Raw genomic sequence first — 13,372 nt, 5'->3', positions numbered from 1 at the left:
CCAACCAAAAGCGGAAAAGTACTATTTTGCTCATAGATGGTTTAATAAATTGGTATGTTGAATTCTTTATAAGTATTTGTTGGTTTTTGGGATGTATTTTAGACGTTGTATTATCTATATTTGGTATGTTAATTCCTTGTTGTAGTTATTATCTGAATGGTATGTATTCTTTTTAAAAATAATTCACGTGTTTTATTGAATAAATATTGTAAGTGCTACTTTTATTTAATTGTTTTGTTTCAATGGCTTATGTTTTTGTTTGGATGCTATTATTTATTTATTATGGATTTTTATTTTTTCTTTTGCTAAATTGCATCATGTTTTTTTGAACTTAAATGTAAAAGTGTGGTCGCGAATTGCATTTCTATGTTGGAATGTCGATAAAACAGCAGTAGTGGTAATAAGTATAATAAAGGATAAGTAATGTCTAAAATGAATCTAGTGGTTTTACCTCTTGCACTTCTTGTTTCTGGTGCAGTAAATGCAGCAACAGTAAATCCATACTATGTGGGTGCTCGTGCTGGTGGTGTTCATTACGCTGATTTCGATGCGAAAACTGGTAATGATCATTGGAACCCAAGCCAATCAAAGTCTATTGATAAAGATGACTTTGCTGGTGGTGTTTTTATGGGTTACAACGTAACACCATGGTTTGCTGTTGAAACAGGTTATACTTGGCTAGGCGAAGCAACGCTAAAAGGCGATAACGCACATAACGAGAAAATTGAACAGCAAGCAATCGATCTTGTTGGTAAATTTACTTACCAAGCAACTGATGCCTTAGATCTATACACTAAAGTCGGTGGTGCATGGCAGTTCTCTCATTACAAAAATAAAGCAACAGGTGTGTCAGATCGTGACGATAGCCTAGTCGCTACTGCAGGTCTTGGTGCTGAATATCACTTCACAAACAACCTTTCTGCTCGTGCTGAATACCAGTACTACCACGATATGGAAGTGAAGCCTGCTGATACTAAAATCAACTGGGATGCACACTACTACGGTGTAAGCCTTGTATACGGTTGGGGCGCACCAGCGGCAGTTGCTCCTGTTGTTGCTGAAGTGGTTGAAGCTACAACTATTCAACTAGAGCCTATTTCTGCTGAAATGCCATTCGCATTTGATAGCAACAAACTATCTGCAGCAGATAAGCAACGCCTAGAGCCAATCGCACAACGTCTTGTGAACTTCCCTGAAGCACAACTTGTTGTTATTGGTCACACAGATAGCACTGGTGCTGAAGCATACAACCAGAACCTATCTGAGCAACGTGCTCTTACTGTTGCTACATACTTAACTAAGCACTTCAACATTGATCCTAGCCGTGTATCTGCGGAAGGTCGTGGTGAACTAGACCCTGCAGCATCAAACGATACTTCTGAAGGTCGTGCTCAAAACCGTCGTGCAGATGTAACGACTCCTGGTTTTGAAATTGAACAAGAAGCTGTAGCGGCTGTTGCTCAATAAGTATTACTTAAATGTATTTTTAAAAAGCGCCTAGTTGGCGCTTTTTTTTTACCTGTTAGTTGTTAACTGCGGCATATTAACTAAGCCATAACGACGATTGCTGTTGATAATCTGAGTATTTTTTTCTGACTTAGCTTGAGAGTGATATCATAATGCTATTTAGCAACCGTAGGTGTTATACCTAATAACTAACCAGAGAATATTATGGCGATTTGGCAACGACCGTTTACGTTAGCACTTTTTAATCAGACCTCTAAAAATACCTTAGTTGAACATTTAGGTATTAAATATGTTGCGTTTGATGATTCATCGTTGTCTGCAACTATGCCAGTGGATTGTCGTACTCATCAACCATTGGGCATGTTACATGGTGGCGCATCTGTTGTTTTAGCAGAAACATTAGGTTCATTAGCGGCTAATTTTGCAGTAACCACTGATTATTACTGTGTGGGTTTAGATATTAATGCTAACCACATTCGCGCGGTACGTAGCGGCGTGGTAACCGGAAAGGCAACCCCATTGCATATTGGTGCGACAACGCAAGTATGGCAGATTGAAATTCGTGATGAGCGTCAACGACTCGTTTGTACCAGTCGTTTAACGATGGCCGTTTTAAAACATAAAAAGCAGTAAATATAATGATCATTACTTTTTCTCAAGGCAAAATTATTGCAACTCAATATGAAGTTGTTATTCGTATTGAAGGTGATTGCCGAATCATGATGCAGGCACAAGTTGACGAATTAACCTTAATTGGTGGTGCCAATGTGATCACCGCTGTTGGTAGTGGTTTAAATTGGTCGGTGAAATTAGATACTGATCAGCAACTGCAGCAGTTAGCCGCTGAAATAGGGATTGCAATTACGCATTACTGATTATTTAATCTATTGCTGGTATTTTGCGATTGAATCTTGATGTTAATCATCACTGACTAGTTTTATTTTTATTTAATTATGACAAATAAATGCTATTTTGGCATTATTGGTGGTTGTGCAGTTAATTGCATCGACAATATATCTAATATTAATCATTATAAAGTAAATAGTATGTCTAAAAAATATTTTGCGCTGTTACCGCTTGCTGTTCTTATTTCTGGCGTTGCTCATGCAGCACCTGCTAATCCTTATTATGTTGGTGTTCGTTTAGGTGATGCTAACTATTCACACTTTGAACAGAATGGCCATGCCTCGAACCTGGGTTTGAAACAAAACGATCTGGGTGCTGGTATTTTTGCAGGTTATAACATTACGCCATGGTTCGCTGTTGAGACTGGTTATACGTGGCTGGGTGACGCACAGGTTAATCATCAAAATATTAAACAACACGCGTTTGATTTAACCGGTAAAGCAACATGGCATCTAAATGATAGCTGGGGCTTATTTGCTAAAGCGGGCGGCAGCTACATGCTAACGGCTTATCATGGTAATGGTGTTAGTGATACAGATGATCATGTTGTAGGTACTGTTGGTGCGGGTGTTGAATATCAATTAACCGATCACTTATCTACGCGCCTTGAATACCAGTACTACCATGATTTAACCTCAAAACCTCGTGGTACTGATTTAAGCTACAAGTTTGATACTAACTTCTATGGCTTAAGCTTGGTTTACAACTGGGGAGCAAAACCTGTAGTTGTTGATACGATTGCGCCTGCAATGGCACAAACAGTAACGATCGAGCCATCAACATTGTCATTAGGTTATGGTGTTAATCAGTATAAATTAACCGCTGATAATGAAAAAGCACTGCAACCTATGAAGCAGCGTTTAACTCGTTATCCAAACGCTACCGTTGTTGTAACTGGCTACACGTCTAATACGGGTACAGCGGCTTATAACCAAACATTATCTGAAAAGCGTGCTAATGCTGTTGCTTCTGAGTTAGCAAAATATGTTGCAGATCCTGCACAAGTTACTGCACAAGGTATGGGTGAACAACATCCTGTTGCTAGCAATGATAATGCTGCAGGACGTGCACAGAATCGTCGTGTAGAGATTACTTCTCCTGCGTTAAAAATTGCAACAGAAGCAGCTTCTGAGCGTTAATCTAAGCTTAATGTTGTAGCAAAAATAACAAAAAGCCAATCATGCAAATAATGTCCATGATTGGCTTTTTTATATGGCTTTTTGCAACTAAAAAGGATTATTTACTTGGTGCACAAATCGATTTTTTGCGTAAACACAAAGACATTATCATGCCAAAAATTGCTCCCTGAGTAATAATGGCAGAGCCACCATAGCTAAAGAAAGGTAACGGACTTCCCATTACAGGCAACACACCACTCACCATACCAATATTAATAAAGCTATATAAAAAGAAGCTAAGTGCAAAAGAGGCACTGACTAAGCGCGCAAACGGTGATTCCGATTGATTGGCTAACCAAATAACACGAAAGGTCATAAAAGCGTAAATCCCTAATAACAGTACGCTGCCCCAATAGCCCCATTCTTCAGCGAAGGTTGAGAAAATAAAGTCAGTATGGCTTTCAGGTATAAAGCCCAAATTACCTTGAGTGGCATCTGTCCAACCTTTACCGCGCAAGCCTCCAGAACCAATTGCAATTTTTGATTGAATGATTTGATAACCCGAGCCAAGCGGATCCGATTCTGGATTAAGAAATTGCAGTACACGTTTTTTTTGGTAAGTTGCCATTACAAAATACCAAGCAAGAGGAATGGTAACACCAACAATGCCTAACACTGTTGATATTAACCTCCAACTCATGCCAGCATAATAAAGCACAAATAACGCATATAAAATGGTAAAAATGGCCCCATCAAGATCAGGCTGAATAAAAATAAGCCCAGCAGGAATCGCGGTTATCATCAAACAAATCAGTACTTTTTTAAGTGTTGGACGTCCTGCTTCTGCAATTAAAATCCAAGCCATCATTAACGGCACAGCTACTTTTACCAACTCAGATGGCTGAAAACGAATCGGCCCAAGTGCTAACCAGCGTCGTGAACCATTAGTACTGTCACCGCTAACAAAAACACCAAGTAATAAAATTACCGTTAGTATAAATAAGTAGGGTGTATAACGTTGATAAGTGGCTGGCGCGATTGAAGACATCACAATTAATGCACCAATAGCTAGCATGCCACGAATAAGATGACGCTCAATGATGGGTACACTAAAGCTACTTGCACTCCATACGGTTAATGAACTAAATGTAATCAAAAGGAGAATTGATATACAAAGAGGCATATCAAGATAAGGACGGTATTTATTCATTTAGTACTACTGTAAGCCACGCGAAATTGCGCATCGGTGAAAAGTACCGCTACTTTAAAATATTATCGCTTCGCTACAAGAGATATTTTGCAAGAAAATGTATTTCTGTTGCAGTGAGCTAATAAATGCACAATTTTTGCGTTTAAATAGCCTTAATTTTAAATATTATCGAGTGAATTTTCGGCAAGATCGCAGAATTTACTCCTATGCCTCAAGTATACTAATTCGAAATAATAAAATAGCAGTGGAGTGACAATGGATCGTTATTATTGGGGTGTTGATTTAGGCGGTACGAAAATTGAGTGTGCAGTGATTGAGCGCAGTACAGATACTTGTGTGGTTCGTGAGCGTATCCCAACAGAAAGCGATCAAGGCTATGATCATATTTTAAATCAAATTGAGGTATTGATTAACCGTTGTGCTGAGCAATTAGGGCAACGACCTTATGCGATTGGATTTGGCACGCCGGGCACGTTAGATCCTCACTATGGTGTAATGAAAAACTGTAATTCTACCGCGCTTAATGGCAAACCGCTTGATAAAGATCTGACCAAACGACTTGGCGCGAAGGTGGTGTTAGCTAATGATGCCAATTGTTTTGCATTAGCAGAAGCGCACTTTGGAGCCGCAAAGCGAGTCAAACCCAATGCAGAGGTAGTGTTTGGGATCATTATGGGTACCGGAGTGGGCTCTGGTGTCGTGGTTAATGGTAAAGGGTTATATGGTTGTCATGGCATTGCAGGTGAGTGGGGGCACAATGTTATCGAACCTAACGGTGCAGCTTGTTATTGCGGCCAATCAGGCTGTTTAGAAACGGTGATTTCGGGCAAAGGATTAGAGCGTTTTTATTTTGAACAAACAGGAAAAGCACTTTCATTGCCTGAGATTGTTGAATTAGCTGCTGATAATGAACCTTATGCACAAGCAACCTTGACAAGAATGTCGCATTACTTTGGTATCGCAGCGGCGCAGATCATCAATGTATTAGATCCTGATGTAATTGTTATTGGTGGTGGTGTGGGCAATATTGATGCGTTATATCAGCATGCTAAAGCGGCGATTTTACCGCATCTCTTTAATGGTGAGCTCAATACTCAAATAGTGAAGCCAGATTTGGGCGATAGCGCGGGTGTCTTTGGTGCTGCAGCATTAGTAAAATAAACGTTGCTTAGAATAGCAAAAGGGCGCAACGGTATTAACCATTGCGCCCTTTTTTATCAAAATAGAATAGTTATTAACTGGCCAATACTTGTGGCTTGCGTTGCAAACTAGCAATTAACATATAAATGGCTGTCGCAAGTAGTACGATAAAGAAGAAATCCATCAAACCATTTTGCTCACCCATGAAGCTATTTGCACCAATAGGGCCTAATGCTGAACCAATACTGTAGCTAAATAACATCACTTGTGTCGCAGCTACAATATATGATGAATCTAAATTATCACACGCTAACGTTATCGCAATTGGATAAAGAGCGAATGCTGACATACCTAGTAATGCTAATGCGCTGATTAATACTACATAATCTGTTGATAAATAAGTTAGACCCATTGCAAAAACACCAAGTAATGACATTAATGCAAGTAATAACGTTTTACTCATTACAATAGAAAGCTTACTAATAATAGGCTGAATAACCATGCCGCCAAGAATAATAGCAGCCATTAGTACACCAACCTGATTGGTAGAAAGCGAGCTAGCTTTAAGCGCTAATGGCATTAAACCATAAATACTTCCCATTACTACGCCTGATGTAATGCAACCAATGATTGCCGGCTTACTTAAACGTGTAATTTGCTTAAGTGATAGTACTTGATGACCATGACTATCAGGCTGACCTTGTTTAATAAACAATGGCGGTAAAATAGCGATGAATAGCAGTGCTAAAATCACGGCGAAAGGAACAAAACCTTGCACACCAAAGTAACCAACAGCGAGTTGACCGATTGTTGTGCCGCCATATAAAGACGTCATGTAAAAACCAAGACGTTTAGCACGCTCTTTTGCACTATCACCAATCAATAGCCATGATTCAACCACCACAAAAATACCCGCTACCGCCATACCTGCCACTAAACGTGCAAATAGCCATAGTTCTTTATGTGGAAAGAAAGGCAATATAGCAACTGTTGCTGCTAACAATGAGAGAAAGCTAATAAAGGCAATACGGTGACCTATCTTGGCAATAATAGGTTCAATCATTAATGAGCCAATTAATAAGCCAATATAATAGATACTCGCTAACCAACTTGCATAACTACTATCAATATTAAAATTTGCTAATGATAGCGGGATCAAGCTCATTAAGTAGCCTGAAGCAATTGCAAATACAGTTAGTCCCGCAACTGGCACAAGCATGCCGTTGCTTTGGTGACAAGTAGTGGTTTGTTGCACTACCGTACTCTCCACATAAATTCGGTTTAGAATATCTGTCTCTTTTAATAAAAGGAGTAACCCTGAAAGAGTATCAAACCCATCAACCAGAAAGGCTAATAAGCTAGAAGAGACAGTGCTGTTTAGGTTTGCTTTCGACTGAAAGCGGAGCGATTATTCACGCAACTGAGGTGGGAGTAAAATGAGAAAAACTAATCCGAAATGATATTTTTAATTATAATGTTATCGATATAAAAAAAATGATTAGAGTTATGTTTAATCCAATGCATTCAATAGAGTAGTAACAATGTAAAAATATCGGTTATTTAATAGGTTACAAACATTGCGGAGGTGAATCAATCAATTAATAACAACAAATTCATTAGTGTTGTAATTGAGTTTATTGATTAATTTTCCGATATTTAAGAAGAAAAAAATTAATGATTACCAATAAATTTTTTTCTGAGAGGTAGGTGTTTATTGATAGTTCAAAAAAAGTCACTTCATCAGATATAAATTAATAAACAGATGGAAGTGACTATTAAAACTTATGTAAAAAAATAATGTTTTATTAATTAACGTTTGTTTTTAAGGTAACGCTTACGACGCTCTTCTTTCTTCTTGATTTTTTCTTCAGTTTTACGTTCTTCAGCAATCGCAACATTAATCAGTTCTTCAGTGATCATCTCGGGATGCTCAAGAGTAATGTTACCCAAAGTGCCATTACGTAATTCATTAATTAAAATAACCGACGTTTTGTGTAAATCCACACGACCACCGCCTTTTAAACAACCACGCTTGCGACCGATCGCTTCAATTAGTTCAATTTCAGAGTCAGGAAGGTCATCATCAAGGTTATAACGTGATTTAATTAATTCAGGGTAGGCTTTAATTAGGTACTCAATAGTAAAGAAGCCAACATCAATGTAATCCATGGCAGTATCTTTAATCGCACCTGTTGCCGCTAAACGAAAACCACTGTGCGGGTTTTCCACTTTTGGCCATAAAATTCCAGGGGTGTCAGATAACAAAATACCATTATCTAAATTAATCCGTTGCTGCTGACGTGTAACCGCAGGTTGGTTACCCGTGATCGCAACAGTACGTCCTGCAAGGGCATTAATGATGGTTGATTTACCAACGTTAGGAATACCCATGATCATCGTACGAATTTTTTTACCAGCTTCTTCACGCTGTGGCGCAAGCTTACGGCATAAATCCATGATCTGGTTTACTTCGTTTAAATTCTCGGTAGTGATCGCAATTGCTTTTACACCTTGTTCTTTTTCAAGGTGATTGATCCAAAGTTGAGTCATTTCAGGATCAGCTAAATCACGCTTGTTAAGTACTTTAACAACCGGTTTGCCATCATTAGTTTCACGGAATGATTTGATCAGTGGGTTTTCACTACTAAAAGGGATACGGGCATCTAGCACTTCGATGATCACATCGACTTTTGGCATTGCCTCTTCAATTTCTTTACGGGCTTTGTGCATATGGCCCGGGAACCACTGGATACTCTGACTACTCATTTGATTTATATACTCTTTATTTTTGCTAGTAGCCCCATGGGGTACATCAGGGGGTACTAAAAACTTTTGTAAAAGATAGCAGTGGACATCATTTTCTATCCACATTGGTAATGCTGCTATCGCTTACATACAAATACTTATCACTGAGTTTACCATAACTGTTAAGGGATGCTTGCCCGTTAATGTATTTAGACTCTATAGCACGGTAAGCATGGTCAGTTATTGTTCAGTCGCTATTACCTATGGTTATTGCTCAGCTGCTATTGCTCAGTCGCAGTTAAGGCTTGTTGCCAGATATTAACCAAGCTTTGATCAAATAAGTAAAAGCTAATATCGAGTTGTTTAAATGCAGCTTCATTACAGACGTTAATTGCAATGGTAGCTGCTTGTGCTGGTGGATAACGATAAATGCCACACGAGATAGCAGGGAATGCAATAGACTGGCACTGATGGCTAATAGCCAGTTGCAGTGAATGTCGATAAGCGTTTTCTAATGCGAGTGCCGGATTTTTATGACCGTAATACATTGGTCCAACAGTATGAATAATATATTTAGCATTCAGTTCTCCCGCTTCAGTAATACGGGCTTCGCCAACAGGACAACGGATGCCGCTTATTTCAGGAACTTCATAACACGCTTTTAATAAAGCAGGTCCAGCAGCACGATGTATTGCACCATCAACGCCTCCACCACCTAACATACGAGAATTAGCAGCATTAACAATAGCATCTGATATAGCGGTCGTTATATCACCTGTAATAATCTTGATTGTCATTGTTTTACTCCTAGCTCAAGTATTTTATTGTTGATAAGTGATTCTAGAATATGATTTTTAGGTACACCTTGAAGCTCTGATAATAAAGCTAATTGGTTAATACTTTTTTGTGAAAGATTAAATGAACATTGCTTTTTACCTACTTGCTTATCTCTGAATTTCTTTTGCGCATAGGCTTTTTTAATTGATTGGATAAATAGTTTTTTTGTGTCTACATGAGCATCCCAAGAATCAATGAGCAATACTAGTTTATCAAAGTTATTTTCAAAACTTATGTTTGTGATATCTGTTATATTGTTTGAGTTTTTAATATTATATTCGATAAAATAATTAATAGCCCACTCATAGAGACTATCATCGTTTGAAATTATCCATTTTAAATTATCGATTGTGATAATTTCATTCCATATATCTCTTAATTTATTTATAAGAGATATTTTATCATTCCTATTTATTGATGATAGTTCAAAAAGTTTTATGATTAACTCATTTTTTTCTTTAGTTGAATAAGCTTTTTTATTAAAAGAGAAATAATCAAAAAAATCCAAACTTACAGAGTTAGTATTATAGTCATACTTTGATATTCCAATATATTTATTAAATAAATTTAGAGTGTTTTTATATTTTATTATTAAATGCCAAAGCCAGTTTGTTAATCTGCCATTGTTTTGTTTTATCCATATTAGCTCATTTTCTTGTAATAATGAATTGTCATATAGCTCTTTTATATTGTTGAATATTTCATTTGTTTTTTCTTTATTTCCAATTAATGATTCTGCTTTTACTTGCATTATAATGGTTGATAATGGGATGTTGTTATTTTGAGGTGGTATTGTATCTGTTGAATTATTTGTCATGGCATGAAGATAGTACCAATAAAAATTCAATTCACTTTTAGTTTTTATATTTAATTTCATTTTTATATTCCGAAATCTACTATGTAGCATTTATAGTGATTTTACAGTAAGTTTGAAGATGATTTTGTGATGGTTTTAGCATAAATTTAATAGCGATTTATAGTAATTATATGCGGCTGGTTCTTTGTGGGTACTGGGGTTGTGGTAGGTGCGAAGTCGGGACATCTCCAGAGTAGCACAGTTATGGAGTTACCGTCATAAGGTAGACATTGTTCTCGGTAGCTTCGATGTTTTTAATTAGCTTATTTGTCTGTATGTTAATACTAGTATATTTAATAGTAAGGAATATATCAGTTAGCTAATAACACTAATACTTAAAGTACTATCAATAACTAGAATTATATTTATTTTGATATGAATATAACGGTTACTAATACCTGTAATGTAAGGGGTAGTGATATTGGTTAAATAATAAATTACGCATGTTGTCTCTCTTATGTAATTACTAACGGAGATAAAACATGAATAACCATTTACAACAATTAAACCAAAATACAAACCCTACATATATGGGACTTGCTATCATTCCTGGTTATACGATGATAGATGACTACTTAGCTAAAATTAAAGTAGTGTTAGATAAAGCTATTACAGAACACCCTAGAACCTTTGTGGTTCGATTTGATTTACATTTACCAATACAACCTAATTGTGTTGATATGCCAAATGTATATGACTCTACTGTTATATCGAGATTTATTGAGTCATTTAAAGCTCATGTTAAATACGATCTTATTGCCAAGAAAAGAGAAGGCAAAAGAGTGCATGACTGTACAATTAGATATATATGGACGAAAGAAAAAAATGAATCTCAACAAGCACATTATCATGTGGCACTATTATTAAACCATGATACCTATTTTACACTAGGTAATTATGATGGTAGTGGTAATAACCTAGCATCTAAGGTTTATTCAGCCTGGGCGAGTGCACTTGGTATCGAATATTTTTCAATTAGTCGTTATGTTCATTTTCCGCAAGATACACCTACCTATTGTGTGAACATTAATAGTTCAACATATATTAGCGATTATAATCGAGTGTTTTGTCGCTTAAGTTATTTGGCTAAATTAGAAACGAAGGTATTTGGTACAAAAGAAAAGAGTTTTGGTTATAGCTTAAAGTAATCAATAAGTGTTTTTTTTAAGGTAATATGTGTTTGAGAATTAATTGAGAATAAGAGCCCGTGCTGGGCTCTTATTTTTTATGCTTATAGTGTTATTTTTATTTGATCGTAAGCATCCATATCAACATAAGCTAAGAAATTACCCTCCCATAGTTGATATAACTCTTTTGCATCTTGCTGGTGGGTTTTAAGTGATAACCAGCCACTATAAGAAGTAAACCAACAATTATTACTAATATCGAAATCCACGCTTCTTTCTAACTCAGGGTAATAATTTCCGAAGTACGCAAACTCAGTAATATATTCAATATTCCATTCTCCTGATGATTGTTGATTAATAGCAATTTCAACCGGACGGAATCCACCATTTTCAGCATCATAGCTAGTGTCTCTAAAATTGAAGGTATAGCGATCTGCTGATTGTTGATTGAGTTGTGTTGCTTGAGTGAGATAGTCGCATAGCGTTTGATTCAGTAGCGATTTAAGCTTATTTGAAACTGGTAATAGAGTAGGTGTAAATGAAATTACAGACATAATGAAGCCTCCTGTGGCGACAAGATATTGGTTGTGGAATAGGTATTAAAACTAGATAAGAATTAGCGCAGAACAGTTAGGCTAATATCATCGAATTGCTTGTATTGAATGTGACGCAGAAAAGCTGCGACCCAAGTACGGAACAGATCAATAACGGCTGGATGAAGTAGGTCACAACGGCCACCAGCATCAGGCTGATAACACCAGTGGTTGATTAAGTGAAAATACAATTCAACATCGACAGATTTATGATGCGTATTGATAAATGAAAAACTGGCAATAAATACCACCAGCCATTGATCACCAGTTTGCTTGAGTTGTATTTCTACCGGATGGAGTCCTTGTTTGGTTTGATAATAATCTAACGCCCTATAATTTATTACTAAGCGGGTCGCTTGAACGGGGATCGTATAACCGCTCAATAGCTTTTCAAGGTGACGGTGTAATGAGAGTGGCAATTGTAATTCGCCATAGTGTTGTTCAATCATAAATACCCCCGCTCAGCAAAAGAGACACACGTTTCTCCCACCACAAAATGATCCAACACTCGAATATCAATCAGCGCTAAGGCATCTCTGAGTTTTTGCGTGATGTGTTTATCAGCATTAGACGGCTCAGCGATTCCTGATGGATGGTTATGAGCAAAGATCACCGCAGCAGCATTGCAGTTAAACGCCACTTTCACTACCTCCCTTGGATACACGCTTGCCGCATCAATAGTGCCAAAGAACAGTTCTTGGTATTCAATTAACCGATGCTGGTTATCTAGCAGCAATACCGCAAACACTTCACGTTCATAGCCTGCCATTTTGTATTGTAGAAAATCTTTTGTTGCTTGCGGATTGGTAAATACATCACCACGTAAATATCGGTTAGCCACAATCTCTGCGGCTTTTTCTAATACTTGATCTGCTGTCATTGGAGTATGAACAACATAGTCGTTTGGTTTGTGCATAGCCTTGATTCCTTATGCTTAATGGGCTTCTACACAAGGATGATATGTGTTTGAAATTTCTTTGATTTCGGATTTATGAGGGCTGTGAGGTAAGGCGGAATGATGGAAGCTGGTGGGCATAATTAAAAAATACGGATTCCGCCAATTTGATGAATGAAACAACTTAAAGGAATTCATCATGAGATTCATCCGCTTAAAAGAAGTCATGCACGTAACAGGTTTAGGCCGTTCAAGTATTTATAATTACATGGCAGAAGGGCGCTTTCCTAAAACGGTATCGTTAGGTGGCAGAGCTGTGGCTTGGGTTGAGAGTGATATTGAGCTATGGATGGCAGAAAAAGTGACAGTAAGAGATGCATAATTAAAGCTTTCATCTCTAAGCGGAAAATTTTTATAACTTAAGGTGTTCTGTGTTTATTAGCTCTTTTGTTGATGTTGGCTATAAAATTAGGTTTTG

General features: G+C 37.3%; 15 protein-coding genes. 7 read left to right on the top strand and 8 right to left on the bottom strand.

The features are described from left to right. Nucleotides 1-423 precede the first annotated feature (423 nt). From PAND9192_RS08115 to PAND9192_RS08100, 4 genes are all read left to right on the top strand, one after another. Complete coding sequence (locus PAND9192_RS08115) at nt 424-1,467, top strand: OmpA family protein (protein WP_087853339.1); 1,044 nt, start codon at nt 424-426, stop codon at nt 1,465-1,467. A 204-nt stretch (nt 1,468-1,671) separates the two neighbouring features. Then, nucleotides 1,672-2,100 (top strand): hotdog fold thioesterase, encoded by a 429-nt coding sequence (locus tag PAND9192_RS08110; protein ID WP_087853338.1) that lies wholly within the window; start codon nt 1,672-1,674, stop codon nt 2,098-2,100. A gap of 5 nt (nt 2,101-2,105) precedes the next feature. After that, entirely contained in the window at nt 2,106-2,342 is a 237-nt protein-coding gene (locus tag PAND9192_RS08105) for a DUF3389 domain-containing protein (protein ID WP_087853337.1), read from the top strand. A 171-nt stretch (nt 2,343-2,513) separates the two neighbouring features. Beyond that, nucleotides 2,514-3,512, top strand: coding sequence for an outer membrane beta-barrel protein (locus tag PAND9192_RS08100; protein WP_087853336.1), 999 nt, complete (start codon nt 2,514-2,516; stop codon nt 3,510-3,512). A gap of 97 nt (nt 3,513-3,609) precedes the next feature. Here PAND9192_RS08100 and rodA read toward each other — a convergent pair whose 3' ends face one another. Next, a complete protein-coding gene (rodA, locus tag PAND9192_RS08095) occupies nt 3,610-4,701 on the bottom strand; it encodes a rod shape-determining protein RodA (protein WP_087853335.1) in 1,092 nt (363 codons plus the stop codon). A 255-nt stretch (nt 4,702-4,956) separates the two neighbouring features. On the opposite strand from rodA, the gene PAND9192_RS08090 reads away from it, so the two are divergent. After that, entirely contained in the window at nt 4,957-5,862 is a 906-nt protein-coding gene (locus PAND9192_RS08090; protein WP_087853334.1) for an ROK family protein, read from the top strand. A 73-nt stretch (nt 5,863-5,935) separates the two neighbouring features. Here the strand turns inward: PAND9192_RS08090 and PAND9192_RS08085 are convergent, their stop codons facing one another. The 4 genes from PAND9192_RS08085 to PAND9192_RS08070 all read right to left on the bottom strand — a co-directional run bounded on the left by PAND9192_RS08085 (nt 5,936) and on the right by PAND9192_RS08070 (nt 10,300). Continuing rightward, entirely contained in the window at nt 5,936-7,096 is a 1,161-nt protein-coding gene (locus PAND9192_RS08085; RefSeq protein WP_200817795.1) for an MFS transporter, read from the bottom strand. A 554-nt stretch (nt 7,097-7,650) separates the two neighbouring features. Then, nucleotides 7,651-8,607, bottom strand: coding sequence for a ribosome biogenesis GTPase YlqF (gene ylqF / locus PAND9192_RS08080; RefSeq protein WP_061000665.1), 957 nt, complete (start codon nt 8,605-8,607; stop codon nt 7,651-7,653). Nucleotides 8,608-8,867: 260 nt separating this feature from the next. Further along, nucleotides 8,868-9,383, bottom strand: a complete 516-nt coding sequence (locus tag PAND9192_RS08075) for a macro domain-containing protein (protein WP_087853333.1) — start codon at nt 9,381-9,383, stop codon at nt 8,868-8,870. Then, complete coding sequence (locus tag PAND9192_RS08070) at nt 9,380-10,300, bottom strand: hypothetical protein (RefSeq protein WP_087853332.1); 921 nt, start codon at nt 10,298-10,300, stop codon at nt 9,380-9,382. The genes PAND9192_RS08075 and PAND9192_RS08070 overlap by 4 nt, the downstream gene beginning before the upstream one ends. A 461-nt stretch (nt 10,301-10,761) precedes the next feature. Here PAND9192_RS08070 and PAND9192_RS08065 point away from each other — a divergent pair, with 461 nt between their 5' ends. Then, the gene (locus PAND9192_RS08065) at nt 10,762-11,427 is read left to right on the top strand and encodes an inovirus Gp2 family protein (RefSeq protein WP_087853331.1); all 666 of its coding nucleotides are present in this window, start codon (nt 10,762-10,764) and stop codon (nt 11,425-11,427) included. Between the two features lie 83 nt (nt 11,428-11,510). Here the strand turns inward: PAND9192_RS08065 and PAND9192_RS08060 are convergent, their stop codons facing one another. The 3 genes from PAND9192_RS08060 to radC all read right to left on the bottom strand — a co-directional run bounded on the left by PAND9192_RS08060 (nt 11,511) and on the right by radC (nt 12,915). Beyond that, nucleotides 11,511-11,960 (bottom strand): DUF2787 domain-containing protein, encoded by a 450-nt coding sequence (locus tag PAND9192_RS08060; protein WP_087853330.1) that lies wholly within the window; start codon nt 11,958-11,960, stop codon nt 11,511-11,513. 62 nt (nt 11,961-12,022) lie between these two features. Beyond that, nucleotides 12,023-12,448 (bottom strand): DUF2787 family protein, encoded by a 426-nt coding sequence (locus PAND9192_RS08055; RefSeq protein ID WP_087853329.1) that lies wholly within the window; start codon nt 12,446-12,448, stop codon nt 12,023-12,025. After that, entirely contained in the window at nt 12,445-12,915 is a 471-nt protein-coding gene (gene radC, locus PAND9192_RS08050) for a RadC family protein (RefSeq protein ID WP_058119145.1), read from the bottom strand. Before radC ends, PAND9192_RS08055 begins: the two co-directional genes overlap by 4 nt. A 178-nt stretch (nt 12,916-13,093) precedes the next feature. Here radC and PAND9192_RS08045 point away from each other — a divergent pair, with 178 nt between their 5' ends. Further along, nucleotides 13,094-13,276 carry an AlpA family transcriptional regulator gene (locus PAND9192_RS08045; protein WP_087853328.1) on the top strand — a complete coding sequence of 61 codons (183 nt, stop codon included), beginning with the start codon at nt 13,094-13,096 and terminating at the stop codon, nt 13,274-13,276. The last annotated feature ends 96 nt before the right edge of the window (nt 13,277-13,372 follow it).

The organism is Photobacterium andalusiense (assembly GCF_900185625.1).
In the GTDB taxonomy this organism is placed as follows: domain Bacteria; phylum Pseudomonadota; class Gammaproteobacteria; order Enterobacterales; family Vibrionaceae; genus Photobacterium; species Photobacterium aquimaris.
Note: the sequence above shows the minus strand (reverse complement) of the source record. Positions and strands in the feature narration are given on the sequence as shown.